Here is a 15,285-nt window from a genome sequence, read left to right on the forward strand (position 1 = left end):
TCTCTCTCTAGCAGGTCTGCCGCGCCGTGCCATTTCGGCGCAATCCGGCTGCATCGGCTTGCCGCGCCCGGTTAAAAATCCAGATTTCCGGATGACGAATTAGGCCCTCGAATCGCGCTTTTACCGGGCCCCCGAATCGGCTTCCAGAGGCCTTGAAAATCGAGCAAAAACTCCTATTTATTCAATAACTTGTGGTGAGATACTTTGCGCTAGGCGCGATACCGCTTTCATGGCACAAATAACCTGATCAGCGCCCTTGATGCGCCGCTGATTCGAAGACATCCTCGAAGGCCTTACATGACAGAACCTGCCCGGCAACCGATCGCCGAAACTGAGCAGTCCATTCCAATCGAATACGGCGCGGAATCGATCCGGGTTTTGAAGGGTCTCGATGCCGTGCGCAAGCGGCCGGGCATGTATATCGGCGACACCGATGACGGGTCCGGCCTGCATCACATGGTCTACGAGGTCGTCGACAACGCGATCGACGAGGCGCTGGCCGGCCATGCCACAAGGGTGGAGGTCGTGCTCAACGCCGACGGCTCCGTCACCGTGCGCGACGACGGCCGCGGCATTCCCGTCGACATCCACAAGGGCGAGGGCATCTCGGCGGCCGAGGTCATCATGACCCAGCTGCATGCCGGCGGAAAATTCGACCAGAATTCCTACAAGGTTTCCGGCGGCCTGCACGGCGTCGGCGTCTCCGTGGTCAACGCGCTGTCGAGCAAGCTGCAATTGCGGGTCTGGCGCGACGGCAAAGAGCATTTCATCGAATTCGTCCATGGCGACGCGGTGGCACCGCTCAAGGAAGTTGGCGATGCCCATGGCAAGCGCGGCACCGAGGTAACGTTCACAGCCTCGAAAGAAACCTTCACCAATGTCGAATATGATTTTGCCACGCTGGAGCATCGCCTGCGCGAGCTGGCGTTCCTGAATTCCGGCGTCAACATCGTCCTGTCCGACATGCGCCACGCGGTCGAGAAGCGCGAGGAGATGCATTACGACGGCGGCGTCGAGGAATTCGTCAAATACCTCGATCGCAACAAGAAGCCGATGGTGCCCGCGCCCATCATGATCAATGCCGAGATGAACGGCATCGGCGTCGAGGCCGCGTTGTGGTGGAACGACAGCTACCATGAAAACGTCTTGTGCTTCACCAACAACATCCCGCAGCGCGACGGCGGCACTCATCTGGCCGGCTTCCGCGGCGCGTTGACGCGCCAGGTCAACGGCTACGCCGACGCCATCGCCAAGCGCGAAAAGATCGCGCTGACCGGCGACGACTGCCGCGAGGGTCTCACCGCGGTTTTGTCGGTGAAAGTGCCCGATCCGAAATTCTCCTCGCAGACCAAGGACAAGTTGGTGTCCTCGGAAGTGCGCCCGGTGGTCGAAAACGTCATCAACGAGGCGCTGGCCGCCTGGTTCGAGGAACATCCCGCGGAAGCCAAGGTGATCGTCAGCAAGGTGGTCGAGGCCGCGGCTGCCCGCGAAGCCGCGCGAAAGGCGCGCGAGCTTACACGGCGCAAGGGCGCCCTCGATATCGCATCATTGCCCGGCAAGCTCGCCGACTGCCAGGAACGCGATCCCGCCAAATCCGAATTGTTCATCGTCGAGGGTGACTCGGCCGGCGGCAGCGCCAAGATGGGCCGCAACCGCGAATTCCAGGCGGTGCTGCCGCTGCGCGGCAAGATACTCAATGTCGAGCGCGCGCGCTTCGACAAGATGCTGGGCTCCGAGCAGATCGGCACGCTGATCACGGCGCTCGGTACCGGCATCGGCCGCGACGATTTTGACCTGTCAAAGCTGCGCTATCACAAGATCATTCTGATGACCGACGCCGACGTCGACGGCGCCCATATCCGTACGCTGCTGCTGACATTCTTCTTCCGTCAGATGCCGGCGCTGATCGAGGGTGGCTACCTCTATATCGCGCAGCCGCCGCTCTACAAGGTGAACCGCGGCAAGTCCGAGCAATATCTGAAGGACGAGCGCGCGCTGGAGGATTATCTGATCACGACCGGGCTTGAGGACTGCGTCTTCAAGCCCGCCTCCGGCGAAGACCGCAGCGGCCGCGACCTGCAGTCGCTGGTCGAGGACGCCCGCATCATCCGCAACGTGCTGCACAATCTGCACAGCCGCTATAACCGCAAGGTGATCGAGCAGGCTGCGATCGCCGGCGTGCTCAGTCCGAACATCATCAGCAATGTCGAGACCGCCAACGCGGCCGCCGGCTATATCGCGCGGCGGCTGGATGCGCTGGCCGATGAAGTTGAGCGCGGCTGGACCGGACGTTTTACGGAGGGCGAAGGTTTTGCCTTCGAGCGCACGGTGCGGGGCGTAAAGGACGTCGCCATCATCGACGATGCGCTGCTCGGCTCGGCCGACGCGCGCAAGCTCGACGAATACGCTGCCCGATTGCAGGAAGCCTATCCGCGCCCCGGCCTGTTGCGCCGGAAAGACACCGAAACCGCCATTCACGGCCCGGTCAGCCTGTTCGAAGCGGTGACCGATGCCGGGCGCGAGGGGGTAAAATTGCAGCGTTACAAAGGCCTCGGCGAGATGAACCCGGACCAGCTCTGGGAAACCACCCTCGACACCAACGAGCGCTCGCTATTGCAGGTCAAGGTCAAGGAAGTCGACGAGGCCGACGACATTTTCACCAAGCTGATGGGCGACATCGTCGAGCCGCGCCGCGAATTCATCCAGGACAATTCGCTCAGCGCGAATGTGGATGTGTGATTGATCCGGTTCTTGAAGTAAAACGAGTTGCGGCGTTTTGCCTCCTCGCCCCGTGCAGGAAGACCTTGGCGAGCTTCATACGGGAGGCCCACCAGAAGCGCCACTTCCACCGCCATCGTCGTAGCTGACCTTCGCCGCCTTGGCCGCAGCTACCGTTGATAATACCCGTGAGAGAGCCGGTCGCGGCTCCTCCGCGCGAGTTTCAGATTCAAGTCAGGGAAGACGTCGTTCAGCGCGGGGGCGATATCATCGAGCTTTCCGGCCGCTTCTCCGATGGCCTCAGCACATTTGGACGCGGCGTCCTGCAAAACCGTGCTGAGGAAGAAGCCATCGCGATCCACGCCTTTCAGATGACCTTCCAGGCGCTCGCCCCATGAGACGATATCGGACAGCCAATCGGAGGCCGAACGCTTGCTCATGGCACGAGGATGAAATCGGTCTCGGCACGAGCGAGGACGTCGGGCGCCATGAAGCCCTTGGTCAGAATCTCGACCTTGCATCCGAGGATGGCCTCAAGCTCCAACTCGACCTGGGCAAGATCGTAGAGCGATGTGCCTGGCGGGGCATCGACAAGGATATCGAGATCGCTCTTCTCCGTGTCTTCGTTTCTGGAGCTAGATCCGAAAATCCGCGGGTTGCGCATGCGGAAGCGCTCAAGGACCTCACGGACCTCCTCCCGGTGCGCCTGGAGTGCAATCGACGGCTTCATAACCGATACTCAACCTCAAGACCTATTCGGACACTTTCCTGACTAGGTCCCAGCCAAGAGAGTGGCAAATATAAACAATACCGCAGCAAATTCCACCAGGTTCCCCGGCATTAACATTTGAAAGCTCCCGCGAGGTCGTCCCGGGACCGCTTTTCCTTCCTCCGTTAACCTTCTCCGCCATTGCCTCGTCGCCCGCCCTCGTTGGCGCGCCGGGAGTCAGGGAAATGCGTTACCTGACGGTTCTATTTGACGCAGCGGCCGGTAGCGCCTGACGCGTCGCCGCTTTCGAAGGCCCCGGGATTGACCGGCTGACCGTCGAAAAAGATCGACAATTGGTTGGCGATGCCGAACTCCGCCGCGCCGCGGCGCTTCTCGTTCAACAGCCGCGCGATATTCCATTCGTCATGCGAGCCGTAGCTGAAGGCAACGGAGGCGCGCAGCCCGTAATAATTGCGAAAGGCGGCTTTGTTGACTTTTCCCTGCTCGAACTCAGCCTTGAATTTAGGATCGCTCACGCTGTGGTCGTCGAAGAAAGCGTCGAGCTTGCCGAGATAGTCGTCGACCTGGTTGCGATCGAGCACCGGCTGTTTGCCGTCATTGTTCGGCTGCAGGAGATATCTGGAAAAATCCGTCGGGCCGGCAAAATAGAAAAAATCAAAATCCTCGCCGTGACCGCTGCGGCCCTCGAGGATCTGGGTCCACATATACATGTAATCGGCGCCGCTGCCGCCGCTCATCGCATCGCTTCCCTCGGCGCCCGGGTTGAGAATAAAGACCGAGGATGGCCCGAACCGCTTCTCGACATCATCAGCGATCCGCTTGGCGGCTTCCGAATTGATCTGATAGGAGCCGCCGCCGGCAGGCGATAAGGGAATGCTGAGATAGCCGACGGCCTTGCCCTTGGCTCTGTTGTCGGCGAGCAACTGGCGCACCCGTGGGACGTTGGCGCTGATCGCTTCGAGATATTTGGTGTTGACGCAGTAGCAGATATCGAGGGCCGTGCATTTCGTGACCTGGGCCTCCTCGGCGGACATCAGCGCCGGCAGCGCGCAAACCGCCACAACCACTGTGACCGCCATCTTCCACGCCGACCTCACCATGTCCGCCTCCCGCGCGTGCCGCCGCTAAGGCCATGGTTGTATCACAAAATTGCGACAACTTTTGTGGCACAATTCAATTTCGGGAGGCGAGCCTGTATGCTGTCTTTGCCTGGGAGCAGCTTTCATGAAAGTTCGCGCCGTCGATCCTGACGCCAACACCGGTCCGCTGCTGGCGGGTGCGCAATTCCGCGATGCTTTTAGCGTGATGGTCGACGACGCCGCGCTCGATGCGCGGCACGCGGCCGAGAAAATGCTGGGGCGCTCGCCGCGATGGATCGAACAGCTGCTGGCGTTGCGCAATTTCCTGGTGGCGCCGTTTGGCCTCAAAACCGCCGCGCCGAAAGGGCCCGGCCGCGCCGATATCATCGGGCTACTCCCGGTCGTCAGCCAGACGCCCGATCGCCTGGTCGCGGGCTTTGACGACAAGCATTTGGATTTCCGCGTCGTGGTGGACGTCGCGGCCGCAGGCCCGGGCCGGCGCGTCACCGCGACGACCCTGGTGCTGACGCACAATCTGCTCGGGCGGGTCTATCTCACCACCATCCTGCCGTTTCACCGGCTCGTCGTCCGCGCCCTGCTGCGGCAGGTTGCGGCCTGAGCCGGCCCGCGCTTGTGGACGCGTTGTGCGGCGCGTGCTTTGTTTCGGTCAACCAAGGAAAAAATGGCTGACCGGGGGGTACGCATGACACTGTCCGTCGATCTGTTTTTTTCGTTCCGCAGCCCCTACAGCTATCTGGCGCTGCCCAAAACCTTAAAACTGGTCGCCGAATACGACGCCAGCGTCAACCTTCGCCCGGTCTATCCGCTGGCAGTGCGGGTGCCCGGATTTTTCAAGCGCGCCGATCCGAAATTCGCGCGCTACGTCGTGCTCGACTCCAGCCGCGTCGCAAAATTCGAAAACACCCCGTTCCGCTTTCCCCGCCCCGATCCGATCGTGCAGGACATGGCGACGCTCGATGTCGCCGAGCGCCAGCCCTACATCCACCGCCTGACGCGGCTCGGCGCCGCCGCGCAAGCCGAGGGCCATTCACTTAGATTCGTCGATGCGATCAGCCGGGTATTGTGGGACGGCACGGTCAAGGGCTGGAACGAGGGCGATCATCTCACGCGTGCCGCCGCGGCCGCCGGCTTTGACCTAGCCGCGATGGATGAATCTATTGCGGCCGATCCGGATCGTTACGAAGCGATCATCGCCGGCAACGAAAAAGACCATGCGGCTTCCGGCCATTGGGGCGTGCCGACCTTCGTTTTCGAGAACGAGCCGTTCTTCGGACAGGACCGGATCGAATTGTTGATCTGGCGGATGCAGAGCAAGGGGCTGACCCGCCGCGCGGCTTGAACCGGAATCTCCTCACAGGCGACTGACGGTAAAAGCCTGCCTGGAGCGTACATGTATCTTGCAAAATTCTTCCATCGTCCGCCCGGCGACGATGACCGTGAGCTGCTTCTGATTCCGGGCGGCGATCCGATGGTGATCGGCATCTACATGGGTGAGAACCGCGAACCCGAGCACAACGAATTCCTGCGCGAGGATTTTTCCGGGATTGCCGAAGCCGTTTCGTTTTTCCGGCGCCACGCGGCCGACCTTGCGGCGGCCGGCTATATGGAGACCGCGCATACCAAATATACGCTGCGCAATCTTTTGCCCGATCCCAAGCCAAAGCCCGATTGGCAAAAGGGCCTCGACGAATTGATGCTGGCGGCGGTCAGCGCTCCGCTCAAGGAGCAGGAAAGGCATCTTGTAGCCCTCAAGGACACGCCGGCGGCCGGCGAGCCGCTGTACCTCTGGCTAGCGGCGCATCACAGCTACGCCGCCGACGAGGACAATGACCGCACCATCCGCTTTGCGGAAAGCGCGCGCGATACGCTGGCCGCCCGCCGCGCCGCCGACGCGCCGCATTACGCCTGGTCGATCTGGGAGAAGGACCTGGAAGGGCGTATTCTCGAAGTGCTGAGCAGCGCCTATCTCCGCGCGGACAAGCCCGAGGCCGCGCTGGAGGCGATCGAGCAGGGCTGGAAGGCCGCCCCCAGTCAGGACCGCGGCGTGCAGCGCGCGCTCATCCTGTGCGAATATTTTCCGGAGCGGCAGGAGGAGGCGTTCGACGCCGCCTATCAGTACAACCGCTTCGGCGGCTATGAGGAGATCACGGCGCTGCCGGCCTATGCCGAATATCTGGAGCGGCGCCAGAAAAAGAAAAAATCCGACAAGGGCTGGCGCTGGAAGGCGAAGATGCCGGCAAGCAAAGTAGAGCTGCGTACGGCCGAAGAAGAGCTTGGCGCAACCCTGCCTGACGACTATCGCAAATTCCTCACCACCTTTGGGCCGACCGAATTATTGGTCCGGTTGCCGGACAAGTCGGGTGAATTGTGCTTCTACAAGCCGACCGAATTGACCACGCAGCGGGACAATGTGTTTAATTTCATCACCATGGCGGAGAAAGACCCGGAAAGGGCTATCGCCTATTTCCGCGAGGAATACGGCGTCTCGCTGCGCGATCTCGTGCCGCTGGCCGAACCCGCGCATGAAAGCCGCTGCCTCGTGATGAACCTCGAACAAGGCGAACGTTTTGGTTGGTGCTTTCATTGGGACCATGACGGCTCATGGGAATTGGATCACCCCACGCCGAGCTTTGACGCCGCGCTCAAGGCGCTCACCGATGGCATCAAAAAGCGTGACAAGGCTGTGCTGAGCTTTCTGGGGGTCTACATCGATTAGCTTGGCGGCTCGGACCACTCGGCGACGCAGCGGCTGAGGTCATTCAAATTCTGTCGCATTTGCTCCAGCGCAAATCCCAGCGCGAAGAAGCGCTCCGCCGCATCGCCGGGCAGCACGCGTATCAAACCTTCGCGGCGCAGCTCCGCGACTTCCGCAGCGTAGGACTGCAGCGCCTCGTCGATCGGGGCTGGCGACGGAGAGGGGCCACCGTTTCGCAACGACGCCGCAGCGGAACGCAAAAAGGTCACGACCGCACCGCTGACGTTGTCCAGCGGCGTCGCGAGCCGCGCCTGCAAATCCGACGGCAGCGCCACCAGACAGGCGCGCCCGATCATCACGAGGTCGTGGCGCAATCGCAATGTGGTCCGCAGCAGCGGACCGGTGTCCGGCCCCCTGGAAAGATGCGCCGCGCGCTCGCGCTCGGCTTCGGCGCCAAGCGCATTCAACTCGACCTGCGCCTTGCCGATACCGTCCTGAATCCGATGCAAGGCCTCGTTGTCGAGGCCATGGGTCAGGCCGGCCAGTAGCTTTGCGAACGCCGCGGCGATCAATTCGAGGGTCCGTGTGGAGGTAATACGGATCTGGCTGCGCGCCCGCGACGGCAGCACGAAAAACGTTACCAGGAGGCCGGTCAGCGCCCCGACCGTCACTTCCATCACACGATCGATCGCGGAAGCGAACGGATCGACGTGGCTCATGGTCGGAACCAGCAGCACGATCACGGCGGTGACGGTGGCCGCGTTCAGGCTGGGATTGATGGCGGCGATGAAGGCTAATGGCGCAACGGCGAGCACCAGCAAGCCGAGCAGTTCGATCTCCCCGGAATGCGGGATCAATACCGCGATGGCGCCGCCATAGATCGCGCCACCTATTGTGCCGAACATATAGTCGCGGGTCGCCTTGAGCGATCGGCCGACACTCATCTGGGTGACGATAAGGGATGTCAGCACCGCCCATAACGGCAGCCTCAGATGTATCGCGGTTGCGATCGCGTAGGCACCCGCGGCCGCGATGGTAACCCTGAAGGCCAGCGCCAGTTGCGCCCTCCGCGACCGCAGCAGGCGGGATAGGCGTCTTGTAAAGACCGTCATGCACCGGTTCCGGAATATGGCAGACAGAATCTCTTATAAACGACATTGAGCATGGCTGCCTCCCGTCTCGCACTGGCAGCTTGAAACGGGAAATCAGCCCGCCTACCCTGTCGGACAACTAATTGAGGAAACACGATGGCCGATGAGACCGCAACGCTTGCCGCCTATGTCGCAAACCTCAAATTCGAGGATATTCCGCAGGAAGTGCTGGCGCGCGCCAAGGTCTTGACGCTGGATTTCCTCGGCAGCGCGATCCGCGCCCGGCGCGATGCGGAATCGACGCCTTCACTGTTGAAAATGCTGGAAGCGCTGGCGCTCGACGGCGGCGGCAACTCGACCGTGTTCGGCGATGCCAAGACCTGGACACCGGCGGTGGCGGCGCTGCTCAACGGCGCGCTCGGCCATTCGCTTGATTTCGACGACACGCATGCGGATTCCTCGCTGCATCCGAGCGCGCCGGTGGTGCCGGCCGCGTTCGCGGTCGGCGAGCTCGTCGGCGCGTCGGGCCGTGAGGTGCTGACCGCGATCGTTGCCGGATATGAGGTGTGCTGCCGGCTCGGCAACGCGCTCGATCCCACCTCGCATTATGCGCGCGGCTTTCATCCGACCGCGACCGCCGGCACTTATGGTGCGGCAGCCGCTGCGGCAAAGCTGTTCGGATTGTCGAAGGCGCAAATCATTGCCGCGTTCGGCGTCTCCGGCAGCCAGGCCGCGGGCTCGCTGCAGTTCCTGCTCAACGGCGCCTGGAACAAGCGTTATCAAGTCGGCGCGGCGGCGATGAACGGCGTGATCGCCGCGACCTTGGCGCGCAATGATTTTGTCGGTGCGAGCGAATCGATCGAGGGCAAGCACGGCCTGTTGGTCGGCTACAGCGACGACGCCCATCCCGACAAGGCGGTCGCGGGCCTCGGCAAGACCTACGAGACCATGAAAATAGGGGTGAAACCTTATCCGAGCTGCCGCTATACCCATGCGGCGCTGGATGCGTTGATCGCGATGCGCCGGGAGCACAATCTGACGCCGGACCAGATCAAGCGCGTCGAGGTGGGCCTGCATCGCAACGGCATCACCCTGACCGGCGATGCAGCGACAAAACGGCATCCGACCTCGATCGTCGGCGGGCAGTTTTCCATGTTCTTCACGGGTGCGGTGGCGCTCGACCAGGGCCGGTTCGGCTGGGACGATTACGAGCGGCTCGGCGATCCCGCGGTCGACGCGCTCGCCGACAAGTTCGACGTGGTGCAGGACGACCGCCTCGAGATCGGCCGCAGCCATCCTTTTGGCGCGCGAGTTGCCATCACCACCGAGGACGGCGTGCACGAGCGGCTCTATGCCGACCCCTCCGGCGAGCCGAATTCGTTTCCGGACGCGCAGGCGATGGCGCAGAAGTTCTTGACCCTCGCGCGCCCGGTGCTCAACGGCCGCGCCGAGCAATTGGCCGATGCGATCCTGTCGCTCGAGCGATTCGATCGCGTCGAGAAGGCGACGCAGCTCGGACGGCAATAAGGCGCCATCTCTATCCGGCACTCGCGGCATCGCTGACGGCGCGCAGCAAGGTCAGCAGCGCGGCATTGAGCGGCGTCGCGACATTGAGACGCCGACCCGCTGCGACAACGGCGCCGGTCAGGGCTTCGACTTCCAAGGCGCGCCCGGCGAGACGATCGAAATACATCGAGGTACCCGCCTCGGGTGGATAAGTCAGCAGCGTCGACATGGTTTTGACCGCCTCGTCCTCGGCCAATTGCGCCCCGTCGGCGCGCGCTACCGCGACCGCCTCTTCGAGGATGGCAATGCAGAGCGCCTTGACGTCCTCGCGCCGAAACACCGCCTGCCGCTGCAAAGTGAGCGCCGTGATCGGATTCGCAACTGTATTGATCAATAGCTTCCGCCAGGCCAGCGTCGAAAATTCGCGGCTCAAGAGAACGCGCAGCGGCGTGCCCTCGAGCAGTTGCGCAAATGCGCGGCCGTCCGCGTCGTCGGCCGCGACGAGATCATGTTCGGCAACGTGGCGCAGGCGGACGCGGTCAGCGCCGAGCCGTTCGCCATTATAATAAACCAGCGTCGGGACAACGACCGCATCGCCGGCCAGCGGCGCGACGCGCTCGACATGGCTGATGCCATTTTGCAATACGGCGACCCGCGTCGAGGAATTGCAAAGCCGCGCCAGCCAGGGCGCGGCCGACGGCGTCTGCTGGGCTTTGGTGCACAACAGAACCCAATCGACCGGCTTCGCATCCGCAGGGTTGGTGAGGGCGCGCAGAGGCACCTCGACGTCCCCCTCCGGCCGCTCAAGATAAAGACGCTCGATAGGCTGGCGGACACAGACGATGATGTCTTGCCGGTCGGCCGCACGCAGGCATCCCGCGGCGACCCCTCCGATATTGCCGAGACCGATGATGGCGATGGTGGAACGTTGCCGGGAAGATGCTGCCATAACCTCACTTCAAGCTGTGAAAGACATGACTTTCTAGGCAATCCGGCCCCGTGCGTATTGGCTGAAATTGCGGGCTACGCCTCGACCGCCAGCGGAGCGCGCCACAGCCGCCGCGCAGGCGCGGCAGCTTTGGCAAATTGCAGCGGAGTAATGCCGTAAGCGCGCTTGAAATGCTTTGTCAGCGCGCTCTGATCACAAAACCCGGCCGTGATGGCTGCGTCGGCGATGGAGTCTCCGAGCACGAGACGGCTGCAGGCTGCATTCAGCCGGACGTGGGTGAGATAAACATGCGGGGTGGTTCGGATCGTGCGCTTGAACAGCCCGATCAGTTGGAAAATCGATAACCCGGCAGCGGCAGCGAGATCGCCGAGAACAAGATTTTCGGCAAATCGCTCCCGCACCAGGTCAACAATCCTCCGCACGAGGACGCGATCACGGGGAGCGGGCTCGATGCGATCGCCGCCACTGCCGCGCCGATCGAACAGATCGCCGAAGGCGGATATCAGGAGTTCGTGCTCGCGGAAACGATCGACGCCAGCTTCGAGCGCCTGATGGAGCGATGCAAAGCCGCGCACCAGATCGGCATCGGGAAACATGTTGCTGGTGAAATACGGCACCGATCTAATCCCGAGCCCCTCGGCGACAATTTCGATCGCCGCTTGGGTGAGATACATCGACCGGTAACGCAAGCGGGGGCTGTCTCCCATCGAGGAGGATTGCGGTTCCTCCGGATTGGAGACAAACAATGCCGACGAGCGCAGGAAGTCCGTCACGCCCCGGCTCCTGAAGCGGGCCCCGCCAAGCTCGGTGACCGCGATGACGAAGGCATCATGGGTATGGGTGGCAAAATCGTGGGTCGTGAAATCGGCGTGCATCAGGCTTAGACCTGAGATGTGCCTGTCCCACCAATATTTTGCGGTGTTCTTGGGATCTGGACGCGCCATTTCCCGCAATTGTAGCCCGGATGGAGCGAAGCGCAATCCGGGCCACACTAGCAAAAGGCGCGTTCGTGGCTCAATCGCCTCCCGCCAGATGACCTTTGTCCGTCGCGGCGATCACGTCGGCAACAAGGTGTGAAACGCTCTCGATTTCATATTGATTCCCTGATGTGCCGAGGCGCACGACAACGAGCCGCCCGGAGGGAACGACGATGACATATTGCCCAAAAGTGCCGCTGGCATAGAAGGCATCGGCGGGCATGCCGAGCGCCGTGCGAAACCGCGAACCCCTGCTGTCGCCGCGGTTGGTCCAGAATCCGGCGCCGATGCCGACCCAGCCGTTCGGCGTCAGCGCGGCGGAATACTCAACCCACCCTTCGGGGAGAATACGCCTGCCGCCGACGACGCCGTCATTGAGATAGAGCAGGCCAAAGCGTGCCCAGTCGCGCGCCGGCGCCAGCATCTGGGCCGAGCCCTCCGGCGTGCCGGTGGCGTCGAACTCAAGTGTCACATTGCGAATGCCCAGCGGCTCGAACAATTCGCGCCGGGCAAAACGAAGCACGTCGGCGGCATGGCCCCCGGCCGCGTCGCGGATCAGCCGCGACAGGATCAGGTAATTGCCATCGTGATAATTCCAGGCGCTGCCCGGCACGGTCTCGAGTGCGCTGCTTTCGGCAAACCCCGCCATGTCGCGCTCGATATATTTCATCCGGTTGACCGGAGCCAACGCGCTCAACAGCGAGGCGTTGAGCGAACTGCCCATCGCCAGTCCGCTGGTGTGGCGCAGGAGATGATCGACCGTGATCGCGTGGTGGGGATCGCTGGGGTTTTGCCATGCCGCGACCGGCGCCGGCTCGTTGAGCGCGAGTTTGCCCTGGCGGACCAGAATGCCGGTCAACGCCGAGATCACCGATTTGGTCGCGGAATGGCCGAGGATCGGCGTGTCGACGCCATAACCCCGCGCATAACGCTCGGCGATGACGCGACCGTCCTTGACGACGACGACCGCCTTGGTGTGACGGAATGTCGGTTGCCCGGGCTCACCAAACGCGCAATCGAGTGCGCGCTTCAGGTCCGCATTCGCAGGCTCGACCGGCGCGGCGCCGGCGATCTCCGGCAGCGACGCGCGTTGCGGCTCGCCTGCCGCAGGCGGCGGCGCGGCATCGGCAGCCGCCTCGCCATTGGCGACGTAACACCCAAAACCGTCGCGATAGACCGCGCGGCTTTGCCCGCCGCCGAGCAGCGTGGCGGTGACTTGCTTCGCGTCGCGATCGACATGATAGGCCAGCGCCCAGGCGATCAGGCCGACGCCGGGCATCGCTTCAAGCGTCTCGGCATAAACCTCGTCCGGATCGACTTTCGATACGAAGGCCGCCGAACAGAGCGTGTGGCTGATGAACCCGGTCGCGACCCGCGGCACATCGTGCGCGCGCACCGCCGTCAGCGCCAGCCCGGCGCATACTATTGTGGTCACGAGGAGGATGAGCTTTTTCATAGGGGTCACGGTGTTCTCCGGCAATTTCGCGCTAACCTGGCGTGCCGGAAGTAACCTCAACGCGGGTGCAAGCGCTCGCCGGATTTGGAAAATGGGCTGGTCGAAAACTCAAACCGTCTCGCCGATTCCAAAATCATATACCGATTTCAATGTGCTAGATCACAACCCGACCTCCGCCCTCATCCTGAGGAGCTTGCGAAGCAAGCGTCTCGAAGGATCGACGCAACGCACGGACTCGCGGCCATCCTTCGAGACGCGGCCAACGGGTCCGCGCGAAGCGCGGCCCGATGATAAACTCCGGCGCCGCTCCTCAGGATGAGGTCGGAGTTCGCGGGCTCCTGCCTACGCCCGCACGTCGTTTAGTTTGCGGTATTCGGTCGGTGTAACCCCGGTCATCGCCTTGAAGGCGCGATTAAACGGCCCGAGCGACTGGAAGCCGGCATCCATCGCGATGGTGATCACGGGCACTTCGGCCTGCGAGGGATCGGCGAGTGCTGCCTTTGCTTCCTCGATCCGGTGATTGTTGAGGAAGACATTGAAATTGCGGTAGCCGAGCTCGCGGTTGATCAGGCGCCGCAATTTGTATTCGGGCACGCTGAGTTTTGTCGCCAGCGAGCCGATGGTGATACCCTCGTGGCGATAGATGCGCTCATCGGCCATCAGGCGCATCAAGGCGTCGAGCAATTTTTGGTCGGCATTTTTCGTCTCGGGCGAAGCGATGGCGGCGCGTGCTGGTTTCTCGGCGGCCGGAAACAGCGACTCGCCGTTGACCCGCATCAGCAAATAGGCAATCGCGGCAACTACACCGGCGAGAATCGCCGCATTCGCCGTGGCGAGGATGTTCGGCGAGCCATTCCCGGTGACAAAAAGCTGCAGGATGGCGTTGAAGGCGGCATAGACTGATGTCGCGACCACGACGAAGACGCGAAGCCGCCGGCGCTCCTCGACCAGGTCGGCGGACCAGGATGCAATGGTCTGCACTACCGCCAGCGCGGCAAAACCAAGCGAGATCACGCCGATCACGATCGCGAAAATGCGCGGGTCCAAGGTTTGCGCAGGCACCAGCACCAGACAATTGACGAGGCTTAACGCCACCACCGCAGCCCATGGCGCGGCGTGCCAGAGGCGCATCTTAAAAGCATCGTCGAACAGCGCCCGCGCGAACAGCCAGAACACCACGACATTGCCGGTGGAAACCGCAATCAGGACGGCCTGCCATGGCGTCAGCGGCGCGGCGAATCCGGCCGTTGCAGTCATCGCATGGGCCGCCGAGCCCAGCGCAAATGCGGTCGCGAGACGGCCGGCTGCAACGGTCCTGAAATCGCGAAACAACACCGCGGCAAGCAGCAACAGCAGCGTTGTCGTGCCCGCGCCCAGCGTCAGGTCGATTTGCGATAGCGTCAAGTCACGATTTCCCGTTGGTCGTCATGATGCCGTTGAATCTAGTGCAAGCCATCGCCGGTTTCAATTTGCCGCACGTGTGGCGTTCTGCCATCTATCCCGCTGCGTCACCCAGACATTCGCGACATGACCAAACAAATCGGTCTCGCCCTGCTTTTCGGCCCCGAGCCGCCGTGCCACCGCCTCGGAGGCAACGTTTTCGCGGTCGATGCAATGGATGATCCGTTCGAGCTCGAAGGTGGTAAACGACCAGTCGATCGCCGCCCGCGCCGCTTCGACCGCATAACCCTTGCCGCGAAATTCTTTCGCAATTCCCCAGCCGACCTCAAATCCCGGCCAGCCCGGCGGAAACCACGGGCCGACGCGGCCGACGAATTTTCGGCTCGATTTCTCCTCGACCACGAACATGCCGATACCATGCAGCACCCAATGCCCGGCCATGATGGCCGCATTGCGCCACCCGTTCAGCTCCTCGGTAATGGGCTTGCCATCGACCGTGATGAATCGCGCGGTTCCGGGGTCGGCCAGCATCGCTGTGTTCGGCACGATGTCGGCGCCGCACCAGCTGCGCAGGGTCAACCGCTCGGTCTCTATGACCGGGCCGTTGACCTGCGCAAGCACCGCACTGGACTTGACGGGTGGGATCATGGGTTTCCTGCCTT

14 protein-coding genes are annotated in these 15,285 nt (G+C 62.5%); 5 read left to right on the plus strand and 9 right to left on the minus strand.

The window, feature by feature from the left end:
- Window positions 1–297 precede the first annotated feature (297 nt).
- Complete coding sequence (gyrB, locus tag B5526_RS17995) at window positions 298–2,739, plus strand: DNA topoisomerase (ATP-hydrolyzing) subunit B (RefSeq protein WP_079540120.1); 2,442 nt, start codon at window positions 298–300, stop codon at window positions 2,737–2,739.
- A 149-nt stretch (window positions 2,740–2,888) separates the two neighbouring features.
- Here gyrB and B5526_RS18000 read toward each other — a convergent pair whose 3' ends face one another.
- The 3 genes from B5526_RS18000 to B5526_RS18010 all read right to left on the minus strand — a co-directional run bounded on the left by B5526_RS18000 (window position 2,889) and on the right by B5526_RS18010 (window position 4,548).
- Entirely contained in the window at window positions 2,889–3,158 is a 270-nt protein-coding gene (locus B5526_RS18000) for a HepT-like ribonuclease domain-containing protein (protein WP_079540122.1), read from the minus strand.
- The gene (locus B5526_RS18005) at window positions 3,155–3,448 is read right to left on the minus strand and encodes a nucleotidyltransferase family protein (protein WP_079540124.1); all 294 of its coding nucleotides are present in this window, start codon (window positions 3,446–3,448) and stop codon (window positions 3,155–3,157) included. Before B5526_RS18005 ends, B5526_RS18000 begins: the two co-directional genes overlap by 4 nt.
- A 242-nt stretch (window positions 3,449–3,690) precedes the next feature.
- Entirely contained in the window at window positions 3,691–4,548 is an 858-nt protein-coding gene (locus B5526_RS18010) for a hypothetical protein (protein WP_244562330.1), read from the minus strand.
- 124 nt (window positions 4,549–4,672) lie between these two features.
- Here B5526_RS18010 and B5526_RS18015 point away from each other — a divergent pair, with 124 nt between their 5' ends.
- The 3 genes from B5526_RS18015 (at window position 4,673) to B5526_RS18025 (ending at window position 7,264) form a co-directional block, all read left to right on the plus strand.
- Window positions 4,673–5,146, plus strand: coding sequence for a DUF2867 domain-containing protein (locus tag B5526_RS18015; RefSeq protein WP_079540126.1), 474 nt, complete (start codon window positions 4,673–4,675; stop codon window positions 5,144–5,146).
- An 84-nt stretch (window positions 5,147–5,230) separates the two neighbouring features.
- Window positions 5,231–5,887: a 2-hydroxychromene-2-carboxylate isomerase gene (locus tag B5526_RS18020; protein ID WP_079540129.1), complete on the plus strand. Its 657-nt coding sequence runs from the start codon at window positions 5,231–5,233 to the stop codon at window positions 5,885–5,887.
- Between the two features lie 51 nt (window positions 5,888–5,938).
- Entirely contained in the window at window positions 5,939–7,264 is a 1,326-nt protein-coding gene (locus B5526_RS18025) for an SMI1/KNR4 family protein (RefSeq protein WP_079540131.1), read from the plus strand.
- Here B5526_RS18025 and B5526_RS18030 read toward each other — a convergent pair.
- Window positions 7,261–8,355 (minus strand): FUSC family protein, encoded by a 1,095-nt coding sequence (locus B5526_RS18030; RefSeq protein WP_079540133.1) that lies wholly within the window; start codon window positions 8,353–8,355, stop codon window positions 7,261–7,263. The genes B5526_RS18025 and B5526_RS18030 overlap by 4 nt on opposite strands.
- Window positions 8,356–8,490: 135 nt before the next feature.
- Between B5526_RS18030 and B5526_RS18035 the strand changes: the two genes are divergently transcribed.
- A complete protein-coding gene (locus tag B5526_RS18035) occupies window positions 8,491–9,861 on the plus strand; it encodes an MmgE/PrpD family protein (protein ID WP_079540135.1) in 1,371 nt (456 codons plus the stop codon).
- Between the two features lie 10 nt (window positions 9,862–9,871).
- Here B5526_RS18035 and B5526_RS18040 read toward each other — a convergent pair whose 3' ends face one another.
- From B5526_RS18040 to B5526_RS18060, 5 genes are all read right to left on the minus strand, one after another.
- Window positions 9,872–10,789 (minus strand): 2-dehydropantoate 2-reductase, encoded by a 918-nt coding sequence (locus B5526_RS18040; RefSeq protein WP_079540137.1) that lies wholly within the window; start codon window positions 10,787–10,789, stop codon window positions 9,872–9,874.
- Between the two features lie 74 nt (window positions 10,790–10,863).
- Window positions 10,864–11,733, minus strand: a complete 870-nt coding sequence (locus tag B5526_RS18045; RefSeq protein WP_079540139.1) for an AraC family transcriptional regulator — start codon at window positions 11,731–11,733, stop codon at window positions 10,864–10,866.
- A 70-nt stretch (window positions 11,734–11,803) separates the two neighbouring features.
- Window positions 11,804–13,231 carry a serine hydrolase domain-containing protein gene (locus B5526_RS18050; RefSeq protein WP_079540141.1) on the minus strand — a complete coding sequence of 476 codons (1,428 nt, stop codon included), beginning with the start codon at window positions 13,229–13,231 and terminating at the stop codon, window positions 11,804–11,806.
- Window positions 13,232–13,564: 333 nt separating this feature from the next.
- The gene (locus B5526_RS18055) at window positions 13,565–14,626 is read right to left on the minus strand and encodes a helix-turn-helix domain-containing protein (protein WP_079540143.1); all 1,062 of its coding nucleotides are present in this window, start codon (window positions 14,624–14,626) and stop codon (window positions 13,565–13,567) included.
- Window positions 14,627–14,686: 60 nt separating this feature from the next.
- Window positions 14,687–15,271 carry a GNAT family N-acetyltransferase gene (locus B5526_RS18060; protein WP_079545085.1) on the minus strand — a complete coding sequence of 195 codons (585 nt, stop codon included), beginning with the start codon at window positions 15,269–15,271 and terminating at the stop codon, window positions 14,687–14,689.
- Window positions 15,272–15,285: the final 14 nt, after the last annotated feature.

Origin of the sequence: Bradyrhizobium lablabi (assembly GCF_900141755.1) — a bacterium.
GTDB classification, from domain to species: Bacteria; Pseudomonadota; Alphaproteobacteria; order Rhizobiales; family Xanthobacteraceae; genus Bradyrhizobium; species Bradyrhizobium lablabi_A.